General features: G+C 63.8%; 11 protein-coding genes and 2 pseudogenes. 6 read left to right on the top strand and 7 right to left on the bottom strand.

The genetic code is table 11. From position 1 onward, the window contains the following. The first annotated feature begins 26 nt into the window (after positions 1–26). The 6 genes and pseudogenes from RM2_RS03160 (at position 27) to RM2_RS24385 (ending at position 6,224) form a co-directional block, all read left to right on the top strand. Positions 27–1,229, top strand: coding sequence for an acetyl-CoA C-acetyltransferase (locus RM2_RS03160; protein ID WP_072687378.1), 1,203 nt, complete (start codon positions 27–29; stop codon positions 1,227–1,229). A 49-nt stretch (positions 1,230–1,278) separates the two neighbouring features. Beyond that, positions 1,279–3,312: an acetoacetate--CoA ligase gene (locus RM2_RS03155; RefSeq protein ID WP_072687377.1), complete on the top strand. Its 2,034-nt coding sequence runs from the start codon at positions 1,279–1,281 to the stop codon at positions 3,310–3,312. A 701-nt stretch (positions 3,313–4,013) separates the two neighbouring features. After that, entirely contained in the window at positions 4,014–4,364 is a 351-nt protein-coding gene (locus tag RM2_RS25590) for an amidase family protein (protein ID WP_281250394.1), read from the top strand. A gap of 44 nt (positions 4,365–4,408) precedes the next feature. After that, entirely contained in the window at positions 4,409–5,473 is a 1,065-nt protein-coding gene (locus RM2_RS03145; protein ID WP_072687375.1) for an amidase, read from the top strand. Between the two features lie 26 nt (positions 5,474–5,499). Beyond that, a pseudogene (locus RM2_RS03140) lies at positions 5,500–5,944 on the top strand (acetoacetate--CoA ligase); the annotation flags it as partial. A 97-nt stretch (positions 5,945–6,041) separates the two neighbouring features. Beyond that, entirely contained in the window at positions 6,042–6,224 is a 183-nt protein-coding gene (locus tag RM2_RS24385; protein ID WP_169846669.1) for a hypothetical protein, read from the top strand. Here RM2_RS24385 and RM2_RS25835 read toward each other — a convergent pair. From RM2_RS25835 to RM2_RS03100, 7 genes and pseudogenes are all read right to left on the bottom strand, one after another. Continuing rightward, positions 6,137–6,328, bottom strand: coding sequence for a transposase (locus RM2_RS25835; protein ID WP_373863279.1), 192 nt, complete (start codon positions 6,326–6,328; stop codon positions 6,137–6,139). The two genes, RM2_RS24385 and RM2_RS25835, sit on opposite strands and share 88 nt — an antisense overlap. Positions 6,329–6,548: 220 nt before the next feature. Then, a pseudogene (locus RM2_RS03135) lies at positions 6,549–7,457 on the bottom strand (transposase). Positions 7,458–8,659: 1,202 nt separating this feature from the next. Then, positions 8,660–9,613 (bottom strand): diiron oxygenase, encoded by a 954-nt coding sequence (locus tag RM2_RS03120; protein WP_072687373.1) that lies wholly within the window; start codon positions 9,611–9,613, stop codon positions 8,660–8,662. Next, positions 9,610–10,548, bottom strand: a complete 939-nt coding sequence (locus RM2_RS03115; RefSeq protein WP_072687372.1) for a prephenate dehydrogenase — start codon at positions 10,546–10,548, stop codon at positions 9,610–9,612. The genes RM2_RS03120 and RM2_RS03115 overlap by 4 nt, the downstream gene beginning before the upstream one ends. Continuing rightward, positions 10,545–12,617, bottom strand: a complete 2,073-nt coding sequence (gene pabB / locus RM2_RS03110) for an aminodeoxychorismate synthase component I (protein ID WP_072687371.1) — start codon at positions 12,615–12,617, stop codon at positions 10,545–10,547. The genes RM2_RS03115 and pabB overlap by 4 nt, the downstream gene beginning before the upstream one ends. Continuing rightward, on the bottom strand, positions 12,617–13,063 hold the full coding sequence (locus RM2_RS03105) for a chorismate mutase family protein (RefSeq protein ID WP_245813711.1): 447 nt from the start codon (positions 13,061–13,063) through the stop codon (positions 12,617–12,619). The genes pabB and RM2_RS03105 overlap by 1 nt, the downstream gene beginning before the upstream one ends. Positions 13,064–13,297: 234 nt before the next feature. Beyond that, on the bottom strand, positions 13,298–14,521 hold the full coding sequence (locus RM2_RS03100; protein ID WP_072687480.1) for a TetR/AcrR family transcriptional regulator: 1,224 nt from the start codon (positions 14,519–14,521) through the stop codon (positions 13,298–13,300). Positions 14,522–14,533: the final 12 nt, after the last annotated feature.

Raw genomic sequence — 14,533 nt, 5'->3', positions numbered from 1 at the left:
AAGAGTCGATTCGATCGGGAGAAAACATGTCTGACAAGACGACGTCTGTGATTGTTGCTGGAGCCCGTACCCCGATGGGGCGTTTGCTGGGTTCGTTGAAGGATCTGTCTGGGTCGGATCTGGGTGGGGTCGCGATCCGTGGCGCGTTGGAGAAGTCGGGGGTCGGCCCGGATCAGGTGGACTACGTGATCATGGGTCAGGTGCTCACCGCAGGGGCGGGTCAGATTCCGTCGCGCCAGGCGGCGGTGGCCGCGGGGATCCCGATGGGAGTGCCGGCGTTGACGATCAACAAGGTGTGTCTGTCGGGCATCTCAGCGATCGCATTGGCGGATCAGATGATCCGGGCGGGGGAGTTCGAAGTGGTCGTCGCCGGAGGCCAGGAGTCGATGTCGCAGGCGCCGCACATGCTGGAGAGGTCGCGGGAAGGCTTCAAGTACGGGGATGTGACTTTGCGGGACCATATGGCCTTCGACGGGCTGTATGACATATTCACCGATCAGGCGATGGGGGCTTTGACCGAGTCGAAGAATCAGGGGTCGGGGCAGGGGATTTCCAGGGAAGAGCAGGATGCGTTCGCGGCGGCGTCGCATCGGAATGCGGCGCGGGCGTGGAAGGACGGTTTGTTCGCCGGTGAGGTGGTGTCGGTGTCGGTTCCGCAGCGTCGGGGCGAGCCGGTGATCGTGTCTTCCGATGAGGGAGTGCGGCCGGATACGTCGGTGGAGTCGTTGGCGAAGTTGCGTCCGGCATTCTCGAAGGATGGGACGGTGACGGCGGGCAGTGCGTCGCAGATTTCCGATGGCGCGGCAGCGGTGGTGGTAATGAGCCGGGCGAAGGCTGAGGAGTTGGGGTTGGAGTGGTTGGCGGAGATTGGGCCGCACGGCGTGGTGGCGGGTCCTGATTCGTCGTTGCAGTTGCAGCCCGCGCGGGCGATCGAGAGAGCGTGCGCTAGGGAGGGGATTGATCCGCGGGACTTGGATTTGGTAGAGATCAACGAGGCGTTCGCGGCGGTGGGGATTGCGTCGACGCGGGAGTTGGGTGTGGATCCGGCGCGGGTGAACGTCAATGGTGGGGCGATCGCGGTTGGGCATCCGTTGGGGATGTCGGGGGCGCGGATCACATTGCATGCGGCGTTGGAGTTGCAGCGTCGAGGTGGGGGCGTCGGAGTGGCGGCGCTGTGTGGTGGTGGCGGTCAGGGCGACGCCTTGATCGTGCGGGTTCCCAAGAGATAGTGGACAATTGAGCGCGGAGTAGCAGGCGCTCTCGGGAAGGACGATGCACATGGCGACCGATCCGCAATGGATGCCCACTGAAGCCGACGTGCGTGCCGCGACGATCACTGATTTCTCCGCGTTCGTCGCACAGCGCCACGGCCTCCCGGTCGACGACTACCGGACGCTATGGCGCTGGTCGGTGTCCGATCCGTCAGCGTTCTGGCAGGACATTTGGGACTACTTCGGCTTCCAGTCGGCGACGGAGCCGGGGCCCGCCCTTGCGGACGACTCCATGCCGGGCGCCGTCTGGTTTCCCGGAGCCACCCTCAACTACGTCGACCAGGTCTTCCGCAATGCCCGCGCTGACAGGCCGGCCATTGTGTACGCGGGTGAGGGAGTGCCCGACAGGATTATCGGCTGGGACGAGTTGCGGACACGGGTCTCCGCCCTCGCGGCAACATTGCGTGAGAACGGTATCGGGGTCGGCGATCGCGTCGTCGGATATCTTCCCAACATTCCCGAGGCGGTCATCGCGTTCCTTGCAACAGCCTCGCTCGGGGCGGTGTGGGCGGCATGCGGACAGGACTACTCCGCGCCCGCCGCCCTCGATCGGCTCGGTCAACTCGAACCCAAGGCGCTGATCGCCGCGGACGGCTATCGGTTCGGCGGCAAGGAGCACGATCGGCTCGAAGCCGTGTCACACCTGCGTGATGGGTTGCCCTGCCTCGCTCTCACCGTGGTCGTACCGAATCTCGGGAAGCCGACAGCGGCCGGCGTCGCCGTCGACAGTGTGGCAGCGGTCGACAGCGTCGTCGACAGCGTGGCAACGGTCGACAGCGTCGTCGACAGTGTGGCAACGGTCGACAACGTCGTCTCCTGGGCGCAGGCGACCGACCGCGACGAGGCTCTCGAGTCCGTCGCCGTCCCGTTCGAACATCCCCTGTGGGTGGTGTTCTCCTCGGGGACCACCGGCCCGCCCAAAGGCATCGTGCACGGTCACGGCGGCGTGCTTCTCGAGCACGTGAAGTCAATGGCGCTGCAGTTGGACATCGGGCGTGAGGACACCCTGTTCTGGTACACCAGTCCTAGTTGGATGATGTGGAACTTCCAGACGGCGGGTCTGCTGGTGGGTTCCACCATTGTCTGCTACGACGGAAGTCCCTCGTATCCGCGCCCGGATACGTTGTGGTCCTTGGTGTCACGACTTCGCGTGACGGTGGTCGGGACCAGCCCGGCCTACGTCCTCGCATGCACTAAGGCCGGAGTGGTGCCCGTGGGAGAACATGATCTCAGTTCGCTCCGCGCCGTCGGCATCACTGGGTCGACACTTCCGGCGGAATCGTCACTGTGGTTGTCCGAGAATGTCGGTCGCTCCGTCCCGGTCATGTGTATCACGGGTGGGACTGACGTGGTGTCGGCATTCATCGGAGGTGCGCGGAACGTCCCGGTCTGGCCGGGCGAGTTGTCCGCGCCATGCCTCGGAGTCGCGGTCGACGCATTCGACGAGTCGGGGAAGTCCGTTCGAGACGAGGTCGGCGAACTCGTCATCACTGCGCCGACCTCGTCCATGCCGGTGTCGTTCTGGAATGACCCGGACGGAAAGCGTTACCGCGAAGCCTATTTTGACTTGATACCCGGTGTCTGGCGCCACGGCGACTGGATCACGATCACCGACAGGGGTACCGTCTTGATGCATGGGAGGTCTGATTCCACCTTGAACCGCAATGGAATTCGAATGGGAAGCGCCGATATCTACCAAGTCGTGGAGAAGATTCCGGAGATCGCTGAGGCGTTGGTCGTCGGCGTGGATCTCGCGGACGGCAGATACTGGATGCCCCTCTTCGTGGTCCCCGTGATCGGCGCAGAAGTCGACGAAGATCTGAGAGGCCGGATTCGTCTAACGATTCGCGAGCAAGTGTCTCCCCGGCACGTGCCCGACGACATCATCGTTGCGCCCGGCATACCGCATACTCGGACCGGCAAGAAGCTGGAGGTGCCCCTCAAGAGGATTCTTCAGGGCGCCGACGCGCATCGCACGGTGGATCGCGCCGCCGTCGACAATCCGGATCTGCTCGACTGGTTCGTTCGGTGTAGGCGCTGAGGGTGGAGGTCGTCGAATCACCCGTGTCGCGTCAGCCGCGGGGCGGTCACGTCCACTCGAGACGTGCCCATGAGGCGCGCGGACAAATCATGGAAATGTATGGCTGCGTTCCCAACGCGTGAGTTCGGGCAGTAAGGAGGGCTGAGTTTCGTGCAGTTCACCCCAATTTCGTCGTCAAGGTGGAGCGGTGTCACGCGCTCTGCCAGCCACAAGCAGACCTTCTTCCGCCGAGTCAAACTAAGCCTCGATCCGCCGATCGATTGGTGATGGGGGCGTGTAAACGTGCGGAAGTGCCTCCTGAGCCTGGATAGTTGGAGTTTCCGGACGACCGTCGGCGCAGTTCGGGAAGGCACTTTCGGTGCAAGTCTTGCAGGACTTCACGGCTGATCCTGCCGTGTTTGACGACGACAATCTCCGCACATCAGCGACTCGCTACGATTTACTGCAGGACAACAACTGTCACGCACCAAGGCTAGCCCAATCGGACGACGCAAGTCACCCCAACAAAGCCGCTTTACCTGAAATCTCTGACAATATCTCCTTGTTTGTCCTGGGCCGGCCGCGAGCACTAGTCGAGATCGCCCCTAACACCCCGCGAGCTTGTCGGGGTATTGCTTGGATCGTGGCGATGCGTGATAGTGGGAAAGGAGGAAAGACAGTGGGGGAATGGGGGAAGACAATGGGGGAAGTGGATCTCTGCTATGCCTCGCTCTCCGATGTCCCGGGACTTTGGCAGCGGGGCGCTGTCGCCGGTGGAGGTGACCCGAGCACACGTGGATCGCATCGACCGGCTCAACCCCATTCTCAAGGCCCATGCGACGGTCTTGGCGGAGAGTGCGCTCGCGGACGCGAGGCGAGCCAAGGAGGAGATCTCCCGTGGCGAGCACCGCGGGCCCCTTCACGGCGTTCCGATTGCCGTGAAGAACCTGTTCTACACCGAGGGCATTCCGGCCACCGCAGGTATGGCGATCTACCGGAACTTCGTACCCACCTTCGACGCAACGGTGGCTTCTCGCTTGCGTCGCGCCGGAGCGGTGCTGCTGGGAGGCTGAATCTGTGCGAGGCTGCGGGCGGCGAGTAGCACCCCGACCTTCCGGTGGTTGTGAACCCGTGGAGCCCGAATCACTGGGCCGGAGCGTCCTCCACCGGCTCGGCCGTCGCCACCGCGGCCGGGCTGAGCACGGCCAGTCTCGGTACCGACACCGGCGGCTCGATCCGCACCCCGTGCACGGTGAACGCAGTCACCGGCCTAAAGCCGACATGGGGACGGGTCAGTGTCCACGGTGCGTTCGTCATGGCGCCGTCGCTGGACTCTATCGGACCGATGGCGCGAAGCGGCGAGGATGCCTACCACGTGATGCAAGCCATCGCCGGTCCCGATGTGAACGATCCGACCGCTGTCAGGGCCGCGGTGCCCGACTACGCCGTGGGTCCGCCGGAAGTGAAAGGAACGCGGATCGGGTTCGATCCCGAGGGCACGCTCGACGCGGTCGAGCCCGAGGTGGCGCAGGTTGTTCGCGACGCTCTGGGCGCGTTCGAGGGCCTAGGCGCGGACATTCGCGAGGTGTCGCTGCCGTCGACGATGGGGCTGGCAGCCGCGTGGGGCGCCTACGCGGGGGCTGAGGCGGCAGTTGTGTACGCCGAGACGTTTCCGTCCCGATTCGCGGAGTACGGTCTGTTCATGCGGCAGCTCCTGGGCTCTGGGTACGCGGTGTCGGGTATAGATATCTCCCGTATCGAAAACGAGAGGCGAGTCTTCGTCGGGATGCTCGCGGCACACTTCGAGGACCTTGACCTAGTTGTTCTTTCTGTCTTGCCCGTGGCTGACGCGACACTCGATCGCTTCACACGGCTGCTGTACGATTCCGACGAACTGCCGAACACGTTCCGGTTCACCGCCCCGTTCAACTTCTCTGGCAACCCGATGATCACCCTGCCGGGCGGCTTCGACGGGTCCGGCGTGCCGATCGGGCTTCAACTCGTGGCGCGCCACCTCGACGAGCCACTCCTTGCCAGGGCCGGACGGGCCTTCCAGAGTGCGACCAACTGGCATCTTCGCCGGCCTCCCGTCTGTGCCCAGGCACGAGTCGTCGCAGCTAGGGTGTCTCATAGCCGGTCAAGCCAGAGGGTTATTGCTCTGAGGATCGTTGCTTTGCGGTAGACCTCTGCTGGTCGCGCGGGTGCCGCTACGACGGAAGTCCATCGTATCCGCGCCCGGATGCGTTGTGGTCCTTGGTGTCACGACTTCGCGTGACGGTCGTCGGGACCAGTCCGGCGTACGCATACGCCAAGACTGTGGCTGCCCGAGAATGTCGGTCGCTCGGTCCCGGTCATGTGCATCACGGGCGGGACCGACGTGGTATCGGCTTTCATCGGAGGTGCGGGGAATGTCCCGGTCTGGCCGGGCGAGTTGTCGGTGCCATGCCTCGGAGTCGCGGTCGACGCATTCGACGAGTCGGGGAAGTCCGTTCGAGGCGAGGTCGGCGAACTCGTCATCGCTGCACCGATTCCGTCCATGCCGGTGTCGCCTCGGAATGATCCGGACGGAAAGCGTTACCGCGAAGCCGCTTTCGACTTCATCCCCGGTGTGAGGCGCCACGGCGACTGGATCACGATCACAGATCGGGGGACTGGTCCGTTCAGTGTAGGCGCTAACCTCGATCTTGCACGGGGCTGATGTGTCGGCCTGATCGGTTCGAGATTGCGGTTTTCGACCATCCTCGTGGTCGATGAGCGTGCGTGGTCCGCCGATGTCGCTCGGCTACTCGCTCGGGTCCACTATCCGAGAACGTGTCTTTCGTGCCGGTTGGGCGGAGATCGGTGTTCAGGCGGGTGCGGGTAGCGCCGCCAACCGGGTCAGAGTGGTGACGATGAGCGTCGACCACGAGGCGTTCTTCGACAGGCGTAGGTAGGTGCGGCGGGCATGGGTGGCGATACGCCCTGCAACCGAAAAGATCCGTAGACGTATCCGTTTCGGTTCCCACCGTCGCGCATCGTGATCGGTGAAGCCGAGCATCTTCTGTCCATGTGGTGAGTTCGACGATCGCGAGCCGGATGCGGTTCTTATCGAACCCGTACAGCGGGAAGTTCTTGAGGCCCAAATCTTTCGAGTTGCGAATACGGTCTTCGTAGCGGGCACGCCGGCGATGCCGAAGTCCCAGGTCTTGGACCTGCCCTCGGACGGTATTGGTGGCGAAGGCGGTCAACCGCAAACCGTCGGCGTCGGTGAACCGTAGCTACGTTCGGGGGTGCGGTCGCTCTTTCCTGATGATCACCCGCATCCCGGGTGGCCACGTGGTGAGGTCGAGGATGCCGGTGGCGTCGATGACCCACGCACCGTCGCGGACTTCTTCCTCGGCGTCGACGGCAATGGACCACGCTGATACCGAAACATCGGGGAGGGCGGTGACCATGGCGTCGGTGAGACCGAACCCGATCGAATAGGACACGCGTTGCTTGTGCAGCCAGGTCAGGTACGCATGGCTGGCGCCGGCGCCATCGGTGCGCACCAGCACCTTCCTCCCGGGCCGAGTCCCGGTGGTGAACGGTAACTGCGCCAACGCTTTCCTGGTCACCTCGATGTGATCGGCGGCGATGTTGGAGCCTGCGTTTCCCGGTCGGGGCAGTGCCGCGAGCGGTTCGCCGGTCCCTGATTGTCCGTGGTCGACGAACGCCAGCAACGGGTGAAATCCAAACCCGCGTTTGTGCGTCGGAGCAGAAATATCCTTCTCTGAGTGGGCGGTGACCAGTGTCGCGTCGAGGTCGATGACGATCGGATTCTCGGCGGTGATGCCGTGGTCGGGGCGTGCTCACCGGCGTGCGCCCAGGCTGTTGCGCGCGGTAGCGCGGGCGGTGTCGATCGCGGACAGAACCGTAGGTGCATCGGCGGCCAGCGCTGCGACCATGCGGGAGACGGTCGGGTCCGAGGGCACCGCCCCGAAGACGGAGGCGTGTTCTCGCAGGGTGGCGATGTCGGCAAGGCAGTCCCCACCGAGTGTCAACGACACCGCCAGGTCCACAACGATCTTGCCGAGATCGAAGCGCGCCAACGGTTTCCGCCACGGCGCCAGCTGCACCGGTACGGCTGTGGTCAGTCCGGTGACCTCCGCGGTCCGCAGCAATGTGACTGCTCCGGCGTGCGACACGACACCGGTTCCGTGGCATCGACAGACAGAGTCGGGTAGGGCGACGTAGACTTCCTCACCGGAATGGTGCTCCTCGATATGGGTCGTTTTTCAACTGTGGTAAGTCGAATTCTCCCAGGTCAGAGCACCATTTTTCTAACTTGAACGCCGCGACTAATCACCGGCATGAAAGCCCGAGGCTAAGTGGTCCTCGTCAGAAGTTCGTCGGGGGTCGTTGCCAGGCAGTGGGGTCGGCGAGGTAGAGGCCGCATGCGCAGTCGAGGGCCTCTTCGGGGCTTCCGCTGGGGACACCGCTCGGTAGGACCGATTCCTGGTACTTGCCGCTGCTGGCGAGGTGATCGCGAATCCCCAGGTGCGGCTGAACCCGGGTAGCGTAGCCGCACCAGTGGTAGCACGGTCCCGTCGGTGAGGGTGACATCGATGTAGGCGAACCCGCCCCGGAACCGGGTGTCGAGGTCACACACCTGGGGCCATCGGGCTCGGGCATGGTCGAACAACCGCAGTCTCAGTGAGTCCTTCGTCGAGTCCGGTGGTGTCTTCGACACCGCCGACGAAAAGCCATCGATCCAGGCCCGCCACCGCTCCCACCCCACCCGGTCCCCGACAGCCGGTCCGGGTCAATCACGACTACCGTCGTGGTGGCGCGGTGGCGTACCTGGCGGCCTACGATGTGCACCACGCGAAGGTGTTCGGCCGCTGCGAAGCCTCTACCGGCATCGGACCGTTCATTAGGCTCGTAGCTCAGGTCATGAGCGTCGAACCGTACGCCTCGGCGACACGCGTGTTCTGGATCGTCGACAACGGATCCTCCCACCGCGGCCAGGCCGCAATCGACAGACTGGCGCAGCGGTACCCCGAACGCGGTGATGGTTCACACCCCGGTGCACGCGTCCTGGCTGAACCAGGCCGAGATCTTCTTTTCCATCGCTCACCGGAAAGTGCTGCCCCCAACGATTTCCCAGACATCGAAGCCGTCAAGGACCGCTTGGCTCGATTCGCGGAGCGCCACAGCGCCACCGCCACACCCTTCAACTGGAGATACACCACCGCCGACCTTCGTCGACCACCTGGCACGCCTCGACTGCTTCGTCGACACCGACCCACCAACCGTGTCGCAGGCGGCACAACCCCCGACGAACTTCCGACGAGGACCACTAAGGCGAGGCTGGCGAATCACCCGTGCCGTATCGGCCGCGGTGCGGTCAGGTCCACTCGAACGACATCTTTTCTGCCACTCCGAGGTTCCTGCACAGCTTGTGAATACCGCCGAAATCCTGCACCAGCGTGGAACGGCGCGTGTCGTGCTCGGCGTCGTCGATCATCGCCTGGCCGCCCTCGAGTTCCAAGAGTTCGACGATCGTGTGCCATGTGGAGTAGTCGTTGCTGCTGAATGCATTCATTGCGTCGACAAGTCCGTCCAGGAAATGGCGGCGGTCACCGGGTCCCAGGGTGTCGTAGACGACGCCGGCGATGTCGTCGGCGATCGACGCATGGCAGTACTCGTCTCGATTGTGTAGCCGTACCGTCGCCCGGTTGACCGGTTGTATGACGTCGTTCTCCGAGATCAAGTCGAGGTACGAGCTGATCGAGACCTCGGCCACCGTCATGAAGGCGAAGATGGAGATCGCTCGCCGCCTGGGATCGGGGGCGTCCGCTGCAACCGTGCGTTGACGGCGCAAAGTCAGGACATCGGGTAGGGCACTATTCGGCATGGCCCACCCTCGCTGCCTGCGGGTGACCGCACTCGCATTCAGATGCATGAGCGTGTGGTACTGCTCATCCACCATTGCCTGATGCACGGCGAGGGCGAACGTTTCGCCGAGTCCGGTGTCCAGGGCGTCGTGGGCGACGAGATCGAATCCAGGATTCACCACGTACTGCTCGATATCCATGACGTTCTTGTTGAAGGCGATCCACGCCCACGCCCGTAGCTGGTTCTGCTGGTCGTCGGTCAGTCCGAGGAATCGGTCGTGATCTGCAAACGGCAGCAACTCGTTCGGGTAGTCCAGCTTGTCGCGATCGAACAGTTCGTCGAGGTCGGGTTCCGGGTTTTTTACCGTGGCCCGCTGCCCCCAGTTTCGGGCGAGCCGGGCGACGACGGCGCTCTCGACCCGGTCGGTCGGGTCGTGCTCTGGAAGTGAGTGCTGGGGAGTCATGGCGAGTCTCCTTTCCTGTCCCACGGTCGAGGCGCTCCGCGGCGTAGAAGTTGATCGGTGAAGAGATCGGCGCACAGTCCGGCAAGGGGTTCGCCCTGGTCGCCGAGGGTCGACGTCGACCGCGACATAAGCGAGGCGAAGTCCTCCTCCGAGCCGTACTCCACGGTGTCGATGAGGGCTGTCAGTGCGGCGACGAGTGCGCGCCGGGCCTCGCCAGCGAAGGGATTGCCCACCTGGATGTCTCGGTACACCTCCGGCACCCCTCCGCCAACGCGTGCGAGGAGTGCGAGAGACACGAGATGGGGCGGGGTACCCACGGCGGTGAGTTCGGCACCGTCGACGCCGAGTTCCGCGAGGGCGAGGCCGAATGCGAGAACCCCGGCATGGGTCAACGCTTGCGTGACGGATGTGAGCCGGTCGTGGTGTTCGGCGTCCAGACGCACGACCGACGACCCCCAGCCGGACAGTATCGAAAGGAACCAGTCGACGTCGCCCTGGTCACGATAGGTCACCGCCGCGATCGGGCGACCCGAGGGATCGAGCGAGGGCGCGAACATCGGGTTGATGCCGACCGCGCTGTTGGGCAGTGCGCTCGCGCGCAGCGCCGCATCGAACCGCGATTTCACCGACAGCGTGTCGACCAGCAGAGCGCCTTCCGCCAGCAGGCCGACGAGGGTCGGGATTGCTTCCAGGGCCACGCCTTCGGGAATCGCCAGGATCACGGCGTCCGCCCGCGCCACGACCGATCGAACCTCCGGCGAAGGGTCTGTGACATCACCCTTCACCTGGTCTGCGTCCGACGGGTCGGTGAACCGGAGGTCGACGGTGCGGACCGTGTGCCGATCGCCGCGCAGCCGGGTCGCCAGCATTCGGCCGACGTCCCCGGAGCCGCCGATCAGTGCGACGGTTCGAGTAGGTCCGGCCGGAACGTTCACTGCCCGATCTCGTTCGGCCTGTCCGCGGTTACGGTCAATGCTCGCAGCATCGTGGCGGCCTTGACCATCGTCTCGTCGAATTCCGATTCCGGATCGGATAATGCCGTGATCGCGCCGCCAATGCCGAAAGTCACCTCCGAGTCAGTGGCAACGATCGTGCGGATCACGATCGACAGATCGGCGGTACCGGTCAGTGAGAAATAGCCGATCGAACCCGAATACACACCTCGTGACCCTAACTCGAGTCGGTCGATGATCTCCATGGTTCGGATCTTCGGGGCGCCGATCATCGAGCCCCCGGGAAAGGCGGCGCGGACGCACTCGACGACGGACGCGTCTGCACTGAGAGTTCCGCGAACGGTCGACACGAGTTGATGAACAGCCGCGTACGTTTCGACGTCGAAGAGTTTGGGCACGTGCACAGAACCGGGAATGCAGACCCGGGCAAGATCGTTGCGCGTCAGGTCGACGATCATCAGGTTCTCGGCGCGATCCTTCTCGCTGTCGAGCAGATCCTGCCGCAGCGCTGCGTCTTTCGCGGGGGTGACGCCGCGCGGCCGCGTCCCCTTGATGGGTTTGGACTCCACCGATCGGTCCGCACCGACTCTGAGGAACCGCTCAGGAGAGGCACTGAGCACTGACAGTCCGGCGAACTGGAGATACGCGCTGTATGGAGTGGGGCTGATGGACCGCAGCAATTCGAACGTGTGCAGAGGATCGATCGATTGGTCCACTGTGGCCATGTTGGTCAGGCAGACCTCGTAGGACTCGCCAGCCATGATCTCGTCGAGCGAAGTGGCGATGTGTTCGAGGTAATCGTCGTGTTCGTGGCGCAGCGAAAGCTCGGCGGACTCGGGTTTCCTGATCGGTGACACTGTGCTCGTCGAATGGCTCGGCTCGGCCAATCTGTGCAGCGCCGTCTCCATTTCGTCGAGCCATCGGCGCAATTCGGGGTCGTCCTGGTGATCGCTCAGACACAGTGCGAAAGTGCGCTGGGCCGAATGGTCGATGACGACGGCGCGGTCGGCGAATACCAGGGCGGCGTCGGGGGTGGACGACTTGTGTGCTGCTACTCCGCCAGTTTCGGCCTTGAGTTCATATCCGAGGTATCCCACATAGCCGAGGCCGAACGGCACGCCCGGAAGGCCGGGCACCGAGCGGGCCTGCAATTGCCGCTCGAGATAGTCGAAGAAGGGTGCGTGCACCTGTTCGACCGGCAACCCCTCCCGCGCGATCCGGACGATCGACTCGCTGACGTCGTAGGTGATGTACTCGGCGCGGGGGCCTGCGCAGTTACCCATGATGGTGAATCGGGAGGCTGGTTCGGTCGCCGACGTCCCGTCGAGCCAGAACGCGTTGGGCCCGTCCGCGAAGAGATCCTCGAAGGTGGTGCGGGGGTCGACCTCGTGGTCGACCCTGACTTCCTGAATCATATACGGTGCGCGCGGAATCGGGATCTTGCGCATCGTGCTGCGCTGAGGCGTGCCGGAATGCGTCGGTGTCAGGTCGCGGAAGTTTGCGAGCAATTCATGCCCGAAGGCGGTACTGATCGATTCGGGGTGGAACTGCACGCCGAACAGAGGTCGGGTGCGATGGCGGATGCTCATCAATAGTCCGTCGGTGGTCCAGGCTGTGGCGTCGAGGTCCTCCGGGAGATCCCGGACGATCAGCGAGTGATAACGGACGGCGGGAAATGGTGACGGAATTCCGGCGAAGAGTTCGGAACCGTCATGGTCGACGAGTGACACCCGGCCGTGCATCGGTTCGGGCGCAAGAAGGACCCTGCCCCCGAATAGCTGGCAGAGCCCCTGGTGGCCGAGACACACCCCGAGTATAGGGAGTTCGGTCTCAGCGATGATGCGTGCACTGATGCCGAAATCGCGCTGGCGCTCCGGGCGCCCCGGCCCGGGCGAGATGACAATATTGTCGAATTCGGACCAGGGGATCGAATCCCACTCCACGTCATTGTGCACGACTATAGGTGGCTCGCCGTTCACCTCTGCCAGCAAGGTGAACAGGTTATAGGTGAAGGAGTCGTAGTTGTCGACCAGTAGCGTCCGCGTACTCATCACGACTCGGCATTCGCGGAAGACTCCGCGCTGTGACTGCGGGGGGTGTTGTCGTCATGGACTGGCCCGGCGCTCGCGTCCGGATTCGATGACTCGGCATTGATCACCAAATCCTCGAGTCGGCACGTCTCGGCGATGAGGACATCATAGAGAGAATCGAAGAACTCCCGGGACAGAGAGTGGAGGTCGGCGTATTCACGCGCCCGCTCGTGGACGACGTGCATGCGGCCGGGCTGAATCATCGGGATCTGTTCGCGGCGCTTCAGTTTGCCGATGCGCAGGCACACTTCCAGGCGTTGGCGAACCGCTTCGAGTAGAGCCGCGTCGACGGTGTCGAGTTCTGTCCGCAGAGAGTCGAGCGCGTGTTGCGGCGAAGATTCGGGACCCTCTCCGGAATCGTTGCCGTTCCGCTCTCCAAGGGAGAAGTGCATGGTCGCCTCGCTCACTCGATTGGCAGTAGCTTTCCCATACCGACCAACGTGTGTTGTTCATGGTTCGTTCCACGATTATTCCGGATGGCAGGGTGGTCTGTTGCGAATCTGCCGGATACTAACCTGATGGTTATCATCCGATAGTCCTGATTTCAGGTCTGGTCTTCGGCTGCCTTTGGCTGGTGGGGCACTGTTTCACTCCCTTCGGTAATGGTTGTCCGAGGTGGGACTCGGTGTCGCCGGCCGAGGTCAGTTACCCAGCAGCACCGCCATCATCAGGGTGTGGAGGCGGGCGCGAGACTCCGCGCGGGTGTCGAAGCGCATCAGGCGACCGATGTCCAAGACCAGACCCATCGCCGCATGAACGAGGAACCGTGCTTCCGGTGCCGAAAGTTCAGGCCGTACCGCGGTCAGGAGGTTCACCCACTCCTCGATATGCCGACGCTGGACGTGCCGCAGATTGGCGCGTTCGTTCTTCGCGAGGTTTCCGATCTCGGCGAAATAGACCGTCAGCACTTCCGGGTTCCGGAACGACAGTTCGAGATAGGACTCCGCAAGGGTGCGGAGAGCATGCTCGGGTCCGGTAGCGGCAAGTGCGGCCGCGGTCGCGACTGCCAGTCGGTCGCCTGCGCGGTAGAACACTGCCGCCAGAAGGTCTGCCTTACTGGGGAAATATCGATACACGCTGGAGGCGTTGATGCAGGCGGCAGCACCGATTTCTTCGATGCTCGAGTCGTGGTACCCGCGCCGGTCGAAGATCTTCTCGGCCGCGTTGATCAGCAACTCTCGTTTGGACGTCACTGCGAATCTGTGCGCGTCGGGTGCTCCGACTGCGGCGTTCTCGGGGTCGTTTGGGACCGCAGGAGGAAGGATCGTGCGCAGGATCGATTCGGACGCCGCTTTCAGTAGGGTGTCGAGTCGACGCATCGAGAGGGTCGTGTGATGGGCGCTGATGCTGCCCATCACGCTCAGCGCCGAAGCACTCAGCGTCGTCGCATCGACGGTAGGGAGCTCCGGGCGGAGTTCACGCAACGGAGCGGCCACAGACTGGGTTACGTGTGCGAAGATGTCGCGGATGCGCGTGCGATCCTTGGCCTCGAGGTACCGGCTCTCCCACCGGTAGAGTCCGGCGACCTTGCGGTTCTCGATGGAGTTCGCGACGAGTGCGGCGATCAGATGATCGAGTCGATCCTGAGGGGCGTTGCCCGTCACGCCCGTCAGCGCACCATCGGCGGAAGCCTGCAGCGCGTCCGCCGCGGTGTTGGCCGCATGCACCAGCAGCGCGTACTTGCTGGGGTAGTGCCTGTAGAGGGCGGGACCCGAAATCCCTATGGTTGCGGCGATCTCGTCGACACCGACGGCGTGATAGCCACGTTCGCTGAAGGCTTCGGCCGCGACGCGCGCAATCTGCGCCTTGCGATTCTTCGGACGACGACGGATCGGTCTCTCAGCCGCCGCGCCGGTCAGGGCCATGGTCACCTCCGG

Origin of the sequence: Rhodococcus marinonascens NBRC 14363, from assembly GCF_001894885.1 — a bacterium.
GTDB classification, from domain to species: domain Bacteria; phylum Actinomycetota; class Actinomycetes; order Mycobacteriales; family Mycobacteriaceae; genus Rhodococcus_F; species Rhodococcus_F marinonascens.
The sequence above is the reverse complement of the archived record's forward strand: the minus strand, read 5'-3'. Positions and strand labels throughout refer to the sequence as shown.